The following is a 14,911-nucleotide window of genomic DNA, read 5'->3' on the forward strand; positions in this document are numbered from 1 at the left end:
ACAGGAGCAGGTTTCATGCCAAACAGTCAAAACGCGCAGCAGGGTACGGCCGCTGATTCCGGTGCGGTTTACAGCCCACGTCTTTGCAATGAGGATCTGGCACCGACGCGTGACCAGAACTGGAGCTGGTACAACATCTTTTCGTTCTGGATGTCGGACGTTCACAGCATGGGGGGTTATGTTGTCGCCGCGAGCTTCTTTACGCTCGGTCTGGCAAGCTGGCAGGTGCTGCTGTGCCTGCTGGTGGGGATTTGCATCGTGCAGCTGTGCGCCAACCTGGTGGCCAAACCGAGCCAGATGGCGGGCGTGCCCTACGCGGTAATCAGCCGTCAGGCGTTTGGCGTCTTCGGGGCCAATATTCCGGCGGTGATCCGCGGGCTGATTGCCTTCGCGTGGTACGGCATTCAGACCTACCTGGCCGCCAACGCCCTGATGCTGGTGGCGCTCAAGTTCTGGCCGTCGCTCTCTTCGCTCACTACCGGCGCATTCCTGGGCCTGTCGCATCTCGGCTGGATCTGCTTTGCCATCATGTGGGTGCTGCAGGCGATGGTCTTCTGGCACGGCATGAGCGCTATCAAGCGCTTTATTGATATCGCCGGTCCGGCGGTCTACGTGGTGATGCTGGCCCTCGCAGGCTGGATTGTATACAAGACCGGTTTTGACGGCATATCCTTCACTCTCGCCAGCAAATCCCTGAGCGCGGGCGAGCAGACGTGGCAGATGATCACCGCGACCGCGCTGGTGGTGTCTTACTTCTCCGGCCCGCTGCTCAACTTTGGCGACTTCTCCCGCTACGGCAAAAGCATGGGCGAGATCCGCCGCGGCAACCGCTGGGGCCTGCCGTTTAACTTCCTGCTGTTCTCCATCGTCACCGTGGTGATTGTCTCCGGCACCCAGTCGCTGTTTGGGCGCATGATCACCGACCCGATCGAAACCGTCAGCCGCGTGGGCAACGATCTGGCCGTAGCGATTGGCCTGCTGACGATGATAACCGCCACCATCGGGATCAACATCGTCGCGAACTTCGTCTCCCCGGCGTTTGATTTCTCTAACTGCTCGCCGCAGAAAATCAGCTTCCGCACCGGGGGAATGATTGCCGCCGTCGGCTCGATCCTGCTCACCCCGTGGAACCTGTTCAACTCGCCGGAGCTTATCCACTACACCCTGGACGTGCTCGGGGCGTTCATCGGCCCGCTGTTCGGCATTCTGATTGCCGACTTCTACCTGATTAAGCGCGGCAAGGTGTCGGTTGACGATCTGTTCGACGACACGCCAAAGGGCAAATACTGGTACCGCAACGGTTTCAACCCGAAAGCCATTGGCGCGCTGATCCCGTCCGTTGCGGTGGGCCTGGTGATCAGCTTTATTCCGGCCCTGCATGAGGTGGCGAACTTCAGCTGGTTTATCGGCGTCTTCCTCGGCGGCGTGACTTACCGCTGGCTGGCGCGGGAAGATCGCGAGACGGCGGGCGCGACGTCGTTCGGCTCACGCGTGGCAACGCAAAAAGAGTAACCCCCTCCTTCCGGCCGCAGCCTATCTGCGGCCCGTTCATTCTGGCACCGTTCTTGCTGAGCCTTATCACCCCGTTATGTACACAATAAGGCAGGAACCATGATGGATTACCAGACAGCGATCCGCGGCGCATTTTTTGATATTGCCCAGGTCTGCGACAGCGCAGACGCGATTGCCCGGCACGCGCGCTACCTTGAGGACGGGGTGCTGTTTATACAGAACGGAAAAATTCTGGCGCACATGCCGTGGCAGGAGGGCGAGCAGTATCTTGACCCCCACAAGGGCTACACCGACCTGCGCGGCAGGCTTCTGCTGCCCGGTTTTGTCGACACCCACGTCCATTATCCGCAAACGGAGATGATCGGCGCCTTTGGCGAGCAGCTGCTGGAGTGGCTGACCACCTACACCTTCCCGGTGGAGAGCCAGTTTGCCGATGAAGCCTACGCGAAAGAGATCGCCGAATTTTTCATTCACCAGCTGGTAAGCAACGGCACCACCACCGCGCTGGTGTTTTGCACGCTGCATCCGGAATCGGTCGAGGCGTTGTTTACCGAAGCCCTGCGCCTCAACATGCGCCTAATCGCCGGAAAGGTGATGATGGACAGACACACGCCGGACTACCTGAGCGAAGACGCGAAGCAGAGCTACCGGCAGACGCGGGCGCTGATCCAGCGCTGGCACCACCGGGGACGGCTGGGCTACGCCATTACCCCGCGCTTTGCTCCGACCTCATCTCCCGAGCTGCTCGCCGCGGTCAGCCTGCTCAGAGAGGAGTTCCCGGATACCTGGATGCAGACCCACCTGAGCGAAAACCCCAACGAAGTGGCCTGGGTGAGCGACCTCTGGCCGGAGCACGAGCGCTATCTGGACGTGTATCACCACTACGGCCTGACCGGCGAGCGCAGCGTGTTTGCCCACGCGATCCATCTTCACCACAGCGAATGGCAGTGCCTGCATGACACCGGTTCGGCAGTCGCGTTTTGCCCCACCTCAAATCTGTTTCTCGGCAGCGGGCTGTTTCGCCTGCCCGCCTGCTGGCAGCACAGGGTGCGGATGGGCATCGGCACCGACGTCGGCGCGGGCACCACCTTCAGCATGCTGCGCACCCTGGGGGAGGCCTACAAGGTCGGCCAGCTTCAGAGCTACCGCCTGCGCGCCAGCGAGGCGTTTTACCACGCCACGCTGGGTGGCGCGCACGCCCTCAGGCTCGACGATAAGATTGGCAACTTCGCGCCCGGCAAAGAGGCGGATTTCGTGGTAATCGACCCTGACGTGACGCCGCTGCAGCGCCTGCGCAATCGCCGCTGTCAGGATATCTACGAGCAGCTTTTTGTGCTGATGACCCTCGGCGACGAGCGCAACATCAGCGAGACCTGGGTCAACGGCGAGCGGGTGTGGTCAACTTCCCCGGTAGGTTGACCATCCGCCGGGCGCAATCACAAACGGCAGGTGGAAATGCTCGTCTGCCGCTTCTCCCGTCACAAAATCAATTTGCGCGCAGGGGTATAGCGTGTCGCGGCCGGTTTCGCTAAACCACGCGCCGATCTCCGCCACCAGCCGATAGCGGCCTGCGGGCAGAGAGGGAACGAACGCGGCGATGCGTCCCTGGACGTTGGTCACGCCCGAGGCCATGATTTCGCCCTCCCGTTCGAGATGGACCGTCACGCCCTGTGCGGGTTTGCCCGTCGAGATATCAAGAATATGGGTGCTGAGTGTGCTCATTCGCTAATAACTCCTTCCAGCCGTAGCAGCGTAATTTCCCGCAGCTGTTCCAGCGCGGCACGGACTTCCTGCGCGTCGCTGTTCTCCAGCCGCGCGTGCAGCGCCTGTAAAATCTCCTCGCCGCTGCGGCCCTTCGCGCGGATCAGAAACACGCGTCCGAAGCGGGCCTCGTAGCGGGCATTGCCCTCGCGCAGCGCCCGGGCAAGGGCAGCATCGCCTTCATTCACCGCGCCCTGCTCCTGGCGCGACAGCGCCGCCTCCGCCTGTGAACCTGCGGGCTTTTCTCCGATGCGCGGATGGGCGCTCAGGGCCTGCGCCAGCGCCGCTTCGTCCCAGTTTTGCGTCAGCGCGTTTGCCGTACTGAACAATTCGTCCCGGCTGGCGTAGGGCCGCCCCAGAGCCAGCGCATCGGCCCACTCGGGGAGCGCCACGCAGGGGTGAATCAGCGCTAACGCCTTTTCGTGGGGAAGATGATTGAAGTCGTGCAGTGCGATCATAGCGTCTCCTTTATTGTCTTCCTCCGGGTTATTGCACAAACCACGCCACTCTGAACGCGAGCGTGAAACAGTCGATTCCGTATAGCTCAACTGGAAATTTTTGATTCAAAAAAAGGCACGCTCACCGCGTTTGCGCACCTTAGCAGTGCAAACGTAGCCCTCACAACGCCGTTTTCGCCACTCTGCAGCCTGGTACGCAAATTGCTGAATGTCTTTACACCCTGCAAAAGGAGAGAAGCATGAGAGCAATCGTCATTGGTGCGGGTATTGGCGGCCTGAGCGCCGCCGTCGCGCTGAAGAAAGCGGGCATCGACTGTACCGTGTTTGAAGCCGTCAAAGAGATCCGGCCCGTCGGGGCGGCCATCTCCATCTGGCCTAACGGCGTGAAATGCATGCAGCACCTCGGCATGGGCGACATCATCGAGACCTACGGCGGGCCGATGCGTTTTATGGCCTACAAGGATTACCGGCGCGGCGAGACCCTGACCCGCTTCAGCCTTGCCCCGCTGGTTGAGCGTACCGGCGGGCGCCCCTGCCCCGTCTCGCGCGCTGAGCTTCAGCGCGAAATGCTGGATTTCTGGGGGCGCGACAGGGTGCAGTTCGGCAAGCGCGTCGAACGCGTAAGCGAAGACGGCGCGGGCGTGAGCGTGACCTTCACCGACGGCACCACGGCAGCCGGCGATTTTCTGATTGCCGCCGACGGCAGCCACTCCGCCGTGCGCCCGTACGTGCTGGGCTATACCCCGGAGCGCCGCTACGCCGGGTACGTGAACTGGAACGGGCTGGTGAAGATTGACGAAGAGATCGCCCCGGCGCACCAGTGGACCACCTTCGTTGGCGAAGGCAAACGCGTGTCGCTGATGCCCGTCTCCGGCGGACGCTTCTACTTCTTTTTTGACGTGCCGCTGCCCGCGGGCCTGGCGGAGGATCGCACCACTCTGCGCGCCGACCTCACGGGCTACTTCCGCGGATGGGCGCCGCCGGTGCAGAAGCTTATCGCGGCGCTGGATCCTGAAACGACCAACCGCATTGAAATCCACGACATTGAGCCGTTCGACAGCCTGGTGCGCGGCAACGTCGCGCTGCTCGGCGATGCCGCGCACAGCACCACGCCGGATATCGGCCAGGGCGGCTGTGCGGCGATGGAAGACGCCGTGGTGCTGGGTGAGTGCCTGCGTGAAAACCACAGCATTACGCTGGCGCTGCGCCAGTACGAAGCGCTGCGCTGCGACCGGGTGCGCGACCTGGTGCTGAAGGCGCGTAAACGCTGCGACGTCACCCACGGGAAAGACATGGCTCTGACGCAGGCCTGGTATCAGGAGCTCAAAGAGGAGACCGGTGAGCGCATCATCAACGGTCTGTGCGAGACCATTCAGGGCGGCCCGTTAGGCTGAACGCAAGAGGGACAACGATGAAAAGAGAACCGACTCCACCCGCCCACTGCACGTTTGAGCCAGAGGACTGGCTGCGCCTGGCGAAATGCTGGCATCCGGTCGCGCGCGCCTGCGACATCGGCCCGGCGCCGGTCAAGGCGACCCTGCTGGACGAACAGCTGGTGATTTACCGGATTAACGACCAGGTCGTGGTCGCCCGTGACGTCTGCCCGCACCGCGGCGTGCCGCTGACGCTCGGCTTTCACGATGAGTACGGGATTATCTGTCCCTACCACGGCTTACGCTTCGGGGAGGACGGGCGCTGCAACCGTATTCCGTCCAGCCCCGACCAGCCCGTTCCGGCGAAGCTGAACCTGATTAACTACGCCGTGGAAGAGCGCTTCGGCCTGATCTGGACCTGCCTGGCGTTTGACCCGGACAATCCTGTGCCGCTGCCCACCATGCCGCACTGGGATGACGACGGATTTCAGCAGATCAACTGCCCGGCGTTTGAGGTGAACGGCTTTGCCGGTCGTCAGGTAGAGGGGTTTCTGGACGTGGCGCACTTTGCCTGGATCCACACCGATACCTTTGCCGACCCCAATAATCAGCGGGTCCCCACCTATCAACCGCAGGAGACGCCGTTCGGTTTTGTTGCCGATTACTGGAGCTCCGTGAGCAACTATCCCGCCAGTTCACCCGTGCAGGCGCCGGAAGGGTTCCAGTGGCTGCGCCATTTTGAAATGCATCTGCCGTTTACCGCCACCCTGACGATTCATTTTCCGGGAGAATCGCGACTGGTCATCATGAACGCCGCGTCGCCCGTGTCATCGCGCGTCACCCGCATGTTCGCCCCTATCGCGCGTAACTTTGACCTGCATATTCCGGTGGAGGATGTGCATGCCTTCAATCTGCGCATTTTTGAAGAGGATCGCCTGATGGTGGAAACCCAGCGCCCGGAAAGTCTGCCGCTGGATCTGACGCTGGAAGCCCATATTCCCGCCGATAAGAGCTCAATTGCCTACCGTCGGGGACTGAAGAAGATGGGCTTTGGCGAATTTTTCCTCGTATGACGGAGGCCGATATGCTGAGCGTAATTGTTGACGGGCTGTGGCGCGAGGGCGACAAAAGCCTCGCCGTCAGGCTGGTGGCTGAAGACGGTAACGCGCTGCCGGCGTGGCAGCCCGGCGCGCACATTGATGTCCACTTGCCCTGCGGCGCGGTGCGCCAGTATTCCCTGACCGGTGCGTGTGGAGACGAGAGCTATCTTATCTGCGTGGGGCGGGAAACCGCCTCGCGCGGCGGATCGCGTTACGTTCACGAGACGCTGCGACCCGGGCAGAAATTAGCGATCTCTGCCCCGCGCAATCTGTTTCCGCTGCATCAGGCTGAGCGGGTGTTGCTGCTGGCGGCAGGCATTGGCATTACGCCGCTGTATGCGATGGCCCTGCAGCTGAAGGCGGCCGGAACGCCGTTTACGCTGCACTATTACGTCAAACGCCGCGAAAGCGCGGCCTTTGCGCGCGAACTCTCCCGGTTCGGTGAGTGCCAGATTCATACCGCCAGCCCGCGCACGGCGCTGGCAGAGCATCTCCCGGCACCTGAGGCGGGGCTTCACGCCTGGATCTGCGGCCCGGCAGGGTTTATGGAAAAAGTGCGAGACGTGGCGACGGCCAGGGAATGGGATGATGGCCATCTTCACAGCGAGGCGTTTCAGCCCGCGGCCCCTGCCGCACGCGGTGACGCGGGCGAGATCTTTACGGTCAAACTCGCCTCCACCGGGGAGCGCTGGCCGGTGCCTGCGGATAAGACCATCGCTCAGGTACTACAGGAAAACGGCGTGGACGTGCCGCTGTCATGCGAAATGGGGATCTGCGGGGCGTGCCTGACGCCGGTGATTGACGGCGTGGTGGATCACCGGGATAGCGTGCAGTCGGAGGCGGAAAAAAGCGCGACGGACCAGCAGGTGGCGCTGTGCTGTTCGCGGAGCCATTCCGGGGAGCTGGTGATTGCCCTGTAAAACGAAAAAACCCTGCGATATTGCTATCGCAGGGTTTCGAATTTGGCGGAAGCGTAGAGATTCGAACTCTAGAACCCTTTCGGGTCGCCGGTTTTCAAGACCGGTGCCTTCAACCGCTCGGCCACGCTTCCAAAGTGAGGCGCACTATAAACATCTATTAGCCCCTTGTAAAGCAGGAATTTTTCTATTTTCACCCACCGGCGTTTGACTGCGCAAAAATCACCCAGTCGCTTGCCGCGCACCGGTCACAGCCCCCTTGTACATACCGTTACACAGCAACGCTCATCCTTTTAAATCGCTCTGGTATAGAATGCCACAAAAATAAACGGTCATTTGTTGTGTAATTGTTATAAATCTGAGTACCCGCAGATTTAGAAATTACTGCCATGCAGTGTTACTGGTTGATGATGAAAATCAAAAATACGCTTTGCTTACATATCCTGATGGCGACCCTGGCCATTTTGTTCCTCTGTGTTCACCCGCTGGTGACGAGCTTCAATCCGCCCCTCACCTTCCAGCCGCTGATTAAATCAATGGCGGGCACGCCGAAAGAACAAGCGGAAAAAATTGCGACTATTTCCCATGCCTTAGAAGGGAATGCTATTTTCTTCATTGGCGCGTCTGAGGTGGCCACCTCAGAAGATGAACATTACGCTGTATATAATTACTTTAATAAGCAATTACACAAACCCGTCGTGGCGTATGGCGATGCGTTCGTCGATGATGAAACGCAATTTTTACTGTTCTCTCGTTTTAAAAATAGCCTTAACGCAAACAGTAAAGTTGTTTTGCTTCTGGCTCCTGACAGCTTTTATTCAAAAGGGCTGCCACCGGCTATCTATGCCGATAATTTCCCCGGCTCTATTTTTAATCCGCTGATGAAGGATCCGCAGGCGCGCCCGCTGCTGGTTAATTATTTAAAGCATATTGATAGTAAAGAAATAAGCCATTTAACCTTCGGCCAAATGCGCGTCTTTGGCTGGCACCCCGATCTGATGTGGGACGAGCTGAGCTTCCAGTTTGCCAACGTCTGCACCCTGATAAAAAACGACTGGCTGGCGCTGCTCAACATCACGCCCCAGACGGTACAGCCCTGGCCGCAGCAGCCAGCCGCCCACATTGCCCCCGACTGGGATAAAGAGCTGGCGAATGCGCGCGAGTTAAATAAAAAACGCCAGCAGAGCGCGGCCACCCTGTGGATGGACAAAACGATTTACGAGGAGGACAGTACGCGGCAGCAGTGGGATGACACGCCGGTCGTGCCTGCGCAAATCGCCGCCTTCAGTAAAACCGTCCAGCTGCTTAAAGAACACCACGTGCAGGTGATTGCTATCGTCGACCCGGTTAACCCCTGGGCGCTTTACAATACCGATACCTTCCGTCCGGTTGATAAACAAATAAAAACCATTCTGGAAAAAAACCAGATCCCTTATTTAGATATGTACGCCATGCCTTATCAGAATGGCTGGAACTGGGATCGTTTGCACCCTTCCGAACTGGCCTGGGTTCCTATGATTCGCTTTATTGCACAGAGTTTTAAATGATGAAAATCGCGATCCGTCTTTTTTTCCTTTATCTCCTGCTGGCGATCACCATCGTCGCGTGGACCTCTGTCGATGACAGCATGAGCATGCAGCTGCATTTTGAATATCAAAAGTTCTGAGGCCGAATGATGTACAGCTCAGGAATGTTTTTTGTTTATTTGTTTTCATCCGCGCTGGCGTTTGCGCTGGTTAATCGCGTATTGCGCCATCGTCTGACCTGGTTATCTGCGCTCTCGGTGTTAACGGCGCTGGGATGGGGATATATATTTCAGGGCGATTATATTGTCCCCGCCGCCGTTTTTTTCAGCTTTTATGTTTTTGCCACGCTTAAAGAGAAGGGATGGTTAAAAACGTGGCAGGCGGTCGTTCTGACATTATTGCCGCTACTGCTGGTGAAATTACATTTAAATAACCACTGGGGCATGATCGGCCTCTCTTTTATGACGTTCCGCGCGCTGGACGTGCTGCTCTATCGCAGTAAAAAAGAAGGTCAGAATTTCCTGCACTATTTCTGTTATCTGTTTATGCCCTTTATTATCCTGGCCGGCCCAATGTACCGCTGGCGGACGTGGATGAGTGACGTCAGCAAGCCCGTATTTGCCCTTAACCGCGAACAGTTTTTAGTCGCGCTGGAGCAAATCATTACCGGCATTGTCCAGAAGTTCCTGTTTGCCATGCTGATTGATTCGCTTGTCGTGCAGCCCTGGAGCCATAAGCCGTTTACGCTGACCGTGGGCGTGGTGATGTCGATTGCCTACAGCACCTACCTGTACTTTGATTTTGCGGGCTACAGCAATATGGCCATCGGCGCGGGCCGCCTGTTTGGGCTCAGCATTCCGGCAAACTTTAACATGCCGCTTCTGGCAAAGAACCCGCAGGATTTCTGGCGCCGCTTCCACATCAGCCTGTCTGAATGGCTGCGCGATGTGGTCTTTATGCCCGTTTATATGAACTTGATGAAATTCAACTTTTTCCGTCAGAACAAAACGCTGGCGCAAAATATCGGTATTTTTTGCACCTTATTCTGCATGGGGGCATGGAATGGCCTGGAACGCCATTACGTCATCAGCGGCGCGCTGTTTGGCGCGATTTCCGTCGCTCACAATATGCTGCTGTGGTCAGCCAAACGCAGCCCGGCATTGCACCGCGGCCTGCAGTATCCGGCCGTTGCGTTTTTAGGGCGAATTCTGACGCTGGGAAGCGCCGCGGGATCCCTTTACATCTTTAGTGGAATGTCACCTCTATGAAAAATCACTCCGATCTTCAGGAACTGCAGGATTTCTTACGTGCGGCATTGTGCGATCCCGCCTCCCCGCAGCAGCTGGCCATCAGCGGCAGCGACGAAGCCTTAAGCTGGCTACAGCTTTCTGCTGCCGTGACGGACTGGGCGCAGCGCTATCAGCGCTGCCAGCCTGTTGCCGGTACGCCGGTCGTATTGTACGGACACCAGCAGGCCGATTTCGCCGTGGCGATTTATAGCTGCCTGCTGCACAACATTCCGTACATCCCGGTGGACTGCATCTATCCGCAGGAGCGCCTCCGGGAGATCTGCCATCTGGCCAGCGCCCCTTACTATTACGACGTCGCGACCCGGCAGTTCATCGCCACCGGGGAACCGGGCAAGGTACTGGAGGAGCAGGATCTGGCCTACATCATGTTTACTTCAGGCAGCACCGGTAAACCTAAAGGCGTACAGATTGGGCGTGAAAGCGTATGGCACTTCATGAAATGGGTCAGCCAGGACTTTTCACTGCCGGAAAAACCGGTCCTGATGAACCACGCGGTATTCAGCTTTGACCTCTCCCTGATCCCTTTGCTGGCGAATCTGGCGATGGGCGGACACATCGTGCTGAACGCCAAAGAGGACATTCAGAAAGAGAACTGGCTGGAGCGACTGAAAAGCAACGCGGTCTCCGCCTGGGTTTCCACCCCTTCTTTTGCATACCAGCAGCTGCTTTCCCCGCAGTTCAACAGCGAGTATTTGCCCGCGCTCAACGTCTTTATCTTCATTGGCGAAGTGCTCAATAAAGCGCTGGTTAAACAGCTTCGCCGCCGCTTCCCGCAGGCCAAAATCATTAACTCGTATGGCCCAACGGAAGCGACGATTGCGACGACCGTGGTTGAAATCACGGATGCGATCCTGAACAGCGACAGCGCCGTGCTGCCGGTGGGCGTCATGATGCCTGAGAGCAAAATGGAAATTTCCGCCGACGGCGAGCTGATTATCTGGGGTAAAAACGTCATGCGCGGCTATCTCGGCCTGCCGCAGGAGAACGCGGCGAAATTACTCCGTCGGGAAGATGAAGCGTTTCGCGGCTACCGGACCGGCGATCTGGGCTATGAGGCGGGGCTGATCTACTGTCAGGGCCGCAACGACAGCCAGGTCAAACTGAACGGCTACCGTATTGAAATCAACGAGATCGAGAACCGCCTGCTGGCCATGTCCGGCATCAACGAAGCGGTGGTCCTGCCGCTGATGAAATCCTGCGGCAGCGTGCTGCGCATTGCCGCGTTCTGCGTGACGGATATGGCGCCGGACACCATCAAAACATCGCTTTCGAAGGTCGTACCGCACTATATGGTGCCTTCACAAATTATCGTAAAAGACGCTTTGCCGCTGAATCCTAACGGCAAAATTGACCGCAAGCTGCTGGACGCTTACGCCCGCACAAATTAATGACTCCAGGAAAAATTATGGAACAAGAAATTCTCGCCCTGTTCGAAAAAGTGTTATCCCGTAAGGTGGGCTTTCACGATGAACTGATTGAATCCGACATTCTCGACTCCATCCTGGCGGTCGATATGGTGCTGGAAGTGCAGGACATTTACGGCTGCATGATCCCACCAACTGACGTGGCGACGGTGCTAAAAACTCCGGCGGACCTGGCCCGCTATATTGAAGAAAACCGCTAACCCGGAAGGCTCTGGAGGCATGCTCCAGAGCCTGTTTTATTGCTGCTGCCCAAATTACCTGCAAGCCCCCTACCGCTGCCTAGCCACACTCCCGATACAAAAAGTTATCTAAAGCGCCATAATTGATAGGTACCTAACTCTTTTGTCAGGAATTCAGTATGCCGCCACGTACCGCCAGCGATCTTTATTCAGAAATGAAAAATATGTCCGTTGAAGAGCGGATCCGCTTCTTCTCCCTTTCGCTGGCGGAAATGCACCGCGAGCTGCAGGAGAGCATTAGCCAGATAGAGTCGATGAAGCAGGCGCTGGAAGAGAGTGAAGAGTACCACCGTCAGCTGGTTGAAACCGCGCAGGATGCGGTGATTACCATCGATCATGCCGGTAACGTTGTGAACTGGAACCAGGCGGCAGAGCGAATGTTCGGCTGGTCAGCGGAAGAAGCGACAGGCAACAGCCTTGGCAAGATGATCGTACCAGAAGCGTTTCGCGAGCAGCACGCACGCGGCCTGATGCGCTTCCAGGCCGGGCAACCGTCGAATATTCTCAACCGCACTATCGAGATCGCTGCGCTGCATCGCACCAAAGGCGAGTTCCCTATTGAGCTCTCGATATGGCCGCATCAGCAAGCGGGTAAGCAAATATTTTCAGCCTTTATTCGCGATATTACCGATCGCAAACAGCGTGAACATATCGCGTGGCTGCATGCAAACTTTGATGCCCTGACGGGTTTACCGAACCGGAGATTACTGGTTAACCGTCTGGAGCTGGCGATCGCCCAGGCTATCGCCCACGATAAAGAAGTGGCGCTGCTGTTTATCGACCTCGACCGGTTTAAACCGGTGAACGATCTCCATGGTCATGCCGTCGGCGACGAGCTGCTGCGGCTGGTGGCATTTCGTCTGCAAAGCGTACTGCGCGAAGGTGACACGGTGGCCTGCCTCGGCGGCGATGAGTTTGTCGCCCTGCTCCCCGATTTAACCCCCGCCGATCCCTTACCCACACAAACGGCGGAAAAGGTCAGCGCCGCGCTGGCACAATCTTTTTTGATTAACGAACAGGTGATTACCATCTCCGGCAGTATTGGCATTGCCCGCTTTCCTCATGACGCGGGTGATGCCGATACGTTGCTCAATAGCGCAGACAAGGCGATGTATACCCGCAAGCGGGTAACGCCGGGAGAACGATGATAGGGCTGGCAATGGATGCCTTTAACAGCAATGAAACCAACCGCTTTTACTATTTCTCCTACACTTTAGGAGTACTGTCGGTACGGGAAACAGAAAAAAGCCAACTTAATTAAGGCATTAATGATTCGCTGTGCGCTCAGCCGGGGATCGTTTTGCCTTTAACAGAGGAGTCTGCGGTATGGCATTCGTAACAACGAAAGACGGCGTCAATATTTACTACAAAGACTGGGGCCCAAAAGAGGCTCAACCCATTGTTTTCCACCACGGCTGGCCGCTGAGTGCCGATGACTGGGATAACCAGATGCTCTTCTTCCTCGCAGAAGGCTATCGCGTTATCGCTATCGATCGCCGTGGTCACGGGCGTTCGGACCAGGTGAGCGAAGGCCACGACATGGATCATTATGCGTCCGACGCGTCGGCCGTGGTTGAAAGCCTGGATCTGCGCAATGCAGTACACGTCGGTCACTCCACCGGCGGCGGCCAGGTCGCCCGCTATGTTGCCCGGTATGGACAACCGCAGGGTCGCGTCGCCAAAGCGGTACTCGTCAGCGCCGTGCCGCCGCTGATGGTCAAAACGGACGCGAACCCAGGCGGAACGCCTATTGAGGTTTTCGACGGCTTCCGCAAAGCGCTGGCGGCTAACCGCGCCCAGTTTTACCTCGACGTCGCCAGCGGCCCGTTTTACGGCTTTAACCGGGAGGGCGCGGACGTTTCACAGGGTACGCTCCAGAACTGGTGGCGTCAGGGGATGATCGGCAGCGCTAAGGCCCACTACGAGGGGATTAAGGCGTTTTCAGAGACCGACCAGACGGAAGATTTGAAAACCATCACGGTTCCCGTTCTGGTGTTGCAGGGCGATGACGATCAGGTCGTGCCGTATAAAAACGCTGCCCTGCTGCAGGATAAACTGCTGGCGAACAGCGTACTGAAAATTTATCCGGGCTTCCCGCACGGGATGCATACCACCCATGCGGACACCATCAACGCGGACATTCTGGCCTTTATCCGCTCATAACGCCGCGTTTCTTGCCGGGTGGCGCTGCGCTTACCCGGCCTACATTTGCACAATTCAATGCATGAACGCCACCCGAGGGTGGCGTTGTTTATGAGCTTTTAGCGCTTCTGCGCAACCAGTTGGATCATGTTGAAATAAGTCCCGGCGCCCGCGTCCATAATGGGTACCATCATCTCCTGGGCGATCTCGCATTGCATAAACTCATCCCACGCCTGCTGGCAGGTATCCATCTCCCGCACGGTGGTCAGAACCGAACCGGGCTCTTTTTCCCACAGCGCTTTCCACCAGGAGAGCGGATAGAAATACCACTCTGGCGTCCAGAAAGGCTTAACCACCTCCGGAAGATGCGTTTCGCTGTATTCCCCGATAAACCCGGGAACGGCAACCGCAATATGTCCTCCGGGTTTCAGGAAAGGTAGCAGCGTGCCCAGCATGGCGTCATTGTTGCCAAAGTATTGATACGCATCCACGCTCACGATCAGGTCGAAGTAATCATGCGCGAACGGGATCGCTTTCGTGGCATCAACCCGTAGCGGAAAAATTTTTCCGTCCAGACCCCGTTCGCTGAAACGCGCTGCGTTTTCGCTCGGCGTAATCCATAGATCGGCGGCAAAAACCGTGGCGTCATATTTTTCGGCGAGCAGGATAGAAGAGATCCCTTTCCCGCAGCCGAGATCGAGTATGCGCATTCCTGGATCAATCTGCAGTTGAGCAACCAGCTCCTCGGTAAGCCGCATGGCGTTTGGGCCCATCATGGTATCGAGCAAAAAAGCGCGGTCGTAGCTATCTGTGTAAGGTGTATTCATCACTTCTCCTTAGCGATTATCCAGCTGGGCGCGAACGTTGTTCAGCCCGGTAGTGTTGATGCGGTAAGGCTGCCCGTTCACGGAACGGATCAGCTTTTTGGTGCGGAGTTTTTTAAAGACGCTAAGCGTGCAGTCGCTCAGCACCAACCCTTCACGGGTGTAGCACTCTACGGAAGTGACGCGGCCAGAGCTGTCGCGGACGTGCACAATACGTCCACCTTTGGCGAGAACGTGTAAGGTGCGTTGTTCCTGACGGGATAAATTCATACTGGAAAACCTGTGTAATCATCATGCGTAAAAACGAGCCCACACCCGCAGGTGC

General features: G+C 57.5%; 16 protein-coding genes and 1 tRNA gene. 12 read left to right on the forward strand and 5 right to left on the reverse strand.

Going from position 1 to position 14,911, the window contains the following annotated elements; all coding sequences use genetic code 11:
* The first annotated feature begins 15 nt into the window (after positions 1-15).
* Together HCH49_RS08670 and guaD are read left to right on the forward strand one after the other, a co-directional pair.
* On the forward strand, positions 16-1,512 hold the full coding sequence (locus tag HCH49_RS08670) for an NCS1 family nucleobase:cation symporter-1 (RefSeq protein ID WP_023335187.1): 1,497 nt from the start codon (positions 16-18) through the stop codon (positions 1,510-1,512).
* A 99-nt stretch (positions 1,513-1,611) separates the two neighbouring features.
* The gene (gene guaD, locus HCH49_RS08675) at positions 1,612-2,931 is read left to right on the forward strand and encodes a guanine deaminase (RefSeq protein ID WP_087822301.1); all 1,320 of its coding nucleotides are present in this window, start codon (positions 1,612-1,614) and stop codon (positions 2,929-2,931) included.
* Here guaD and uraH read toward each other — a convergent pair.
* On the reverse strand, positions 2,911-3,234 hold the full coding sequence (gene uraH / locus HCH49_RS08680; RefSeq protein ID WP_033145142.1) for a hydroxyisourate hydrolase: 324 nt from the start codon (positions 3,232-3,234) through the stop codon (positions 2,911-2,913). The genes guaD and uraH overlap by 21 nt on opposite strands.
* Positions 3,231-3,731, reverse strand: coding sequence for a 2-oxo-4-hydroxy-4-carboxy-5-ureidoimidazoline decarboxylase (uraD, locus tag HCH49_RS08685; protein WP_064672247.1), 501 nt, complete (start codon positions 3,729-3,731; stop codon positions 3,231-3,233). The genes uraH and uraD overlap by 4 nt, the downstream gene beginning before the upstream one ends.
* A gap of 239 nt (positions 3,732-3,970) precedes the next feature.
* Here uraD and hpxO point away from each other — a divergent pair, with 239 nt between their 5' ends.
* The 3 genes from hpxO to HCH49_RS08700 are packed head-to-tail and all read left to right on the forward strand — an operon-like array spanning position 3,971 to position 7,124.
* Positions 3,971-5,125, forward strand: coding sequence for an FAD-dependent urate hydroxylase HpxO (gene hpxO / locus HCH49_RS08690; protein ID WP_064672246.1), 1,155 nt, complete (start codon positions 3,971-3,973; stop codon positions 5,123-5,125).
* A gap of 17 nt (positions 5,126-5,142) precedes the next feature.
* Positions 5,143-6,177 carry an aromatic ring-hydroxylating dioxygenase subunit alpha gene (hpxD, locus tag HCH49_RS08695; protein ID WP_217072747.1) on the forward strand — a complete coding sequence of 345 codons (1,035 nt, stop codon included), beginning with the start codon at positions 5,143-5,145 and terminating at the stop codon, positions 6,175-6,177.
* An 11-nt stretch (positions 6,178-6,188) separates the two neighbouring features.
* Complete coding sequence (locus HCH49_RS08700) at positions 6,189-7,124, forward strand: PDR/VanB family oxidoreductase (RefSeq protein WP_087822853.1); 936 nt, start codon at positions 6,189-6,191, stop codon at positions 7,122-7,124.
* 43 nt (positions 7,125-7,167) lie between these two features.
* Here the strand turns inward: HCH49_RS08700 and HCH49_RS08705 are convergent.
* A tRNA-Ser gene (locus tag HCH49_RS08705) sits at positions 7,168-7,255 on the reverse strand.
* A gap of 276 nt (positions 7,256-7,531) precedes the next feature.
* On the opposite strand from HCH49_RS08705, the gene HCH49_RS08710 reads away from it, so the two are divergent.
* The 7 genes from HCH49_RS08710 (at position 7,532) to HCH49_RS08735 (ending at position 13,783) form a co-directional block, all read left to right on the forward strand.
* Positions 7,532-8,668 carry a D-alanyl-lipoteichoic acid biosynthesis protein DltD gene (locus HCH49_RS08710; protein ID WP_033146519.1) on the forward strand — a complete coding sequence of 379 codons (1,137 nt, stop codon included), beginning with the start codon at positions 7,532-7,534 and terminating at the stop codon, positions 8,666-8,668.
* Positions 8,665-8,787: a hypothetical protein gene (locus tag HCH49_RS22210; protein ID WP_023335174.1), complete on the forward strand. Its 123-nt coding sequence runs from the start codon at positions 8,665-8,667 to the stop codon at positions 8,785-8,787. The genes HCH49_RS08710 and HCH49_RS22210 overlap by 4 nt, the downstream gene beginning before the upstream one ends.
* Positions 8,788-8,796: 9 nt before the next feature.
* Positions 8,797-9,915, forward strand: coding sequence for an MBOAT family O-acyltransferase (locus HCH49_RS08715; RefSeq protein WP_048975195.1), 1,119 nt, complete (start codon positions 8,797-8,799; stop codon positions 9,913-9,915).
* On the forward strand, positions 9,912-11,345 hold the full coding sequence (locus HCH49_RS08720) for an AMP-binding protein (protein ID WP_033145137.1): 1,434 nt from the start codon (positions 9,912-9,914) through the stop codon (positions 11,343-11,345). Before HCH49_RS08715 ends, HCH49_RS08720 begins: the two co-directional genes overlap by 4 nt.
* 17 nt (positions 11,346-11,362) lie before the next feature.
* Entirely contained in the window at positions 11,363-11,581 is a 219-nt protein-coding gene (locus HCH49_RS08725) for an acyl carrier protein (protein ID WP_047061519.1), read from the forward strand.
* A gap of 158 nt (positions 11,582-11,739) precedes the next feature.
* A complete protein-coding gene (locus tag HCH49_RS08730) occupies positions 11,740-12,768 on the forward strand; it encodes a diguanylate cyclase domain-containing protein (RefSeq protein ID WP_221702528.1) in 1,029 nt (342 codons plus the stop codon).
* A gap of 178 nt (positions 12,769-12,946) precedes the next feature.
* Positions 12,947-13,783: an alpha/beta fold hydrolase gene (locus tag HCH49_RS08735; RefSeq protein ID WP_221702529.1), complete on the forward strand. Its 837-nt coding sequence runs from the start codon at positions 12,947-12,949 to the stop codon at positions 13,781-13,783.
* 98 nt (positions 13,784-13,881) lie between these two features.
* On the opposite strand, the gene HCH49_RS08740 is transcribed toward HCH49_RS08735, so the two are convergent.
* Positions 13,882-14,589 (reverse strand): cyclopropane-fatty-acyl-phospholipid synthase family protein, encoded by a 708-nt coding sequence (locus tag HCH49_RS08740; protein ID WP_023335170.1) that lies wholly within the window; start codon positions 14,587-14,589, stop codon positions 13,882-13,884.
* 9 nt (positions 14,590-14,598) lie between these two features.
* On the reverse strand, positions 14,599-14,856 hold the full coding sequence (locus HCH49_RS08745; protein ID WP_021240841.1) for a YjhX family toxin: 258 nt from the start codon (positions 14,854-14,856) through the stop codon (positions 14,599-14,601).
* Between the last annotated feature and the right edge of the window lie 55 nt (positions 14,857-14,911).

The organism is Enterobacter sp. Y17 (assembly GCF_019730495.1).
Lineage (GTDB): Bacteria > Pseudomonadota > Gammaproteobacteria > Enterobacterales > Enterobacteriaceae > Enterobacter > Enterobacter asburiae_B.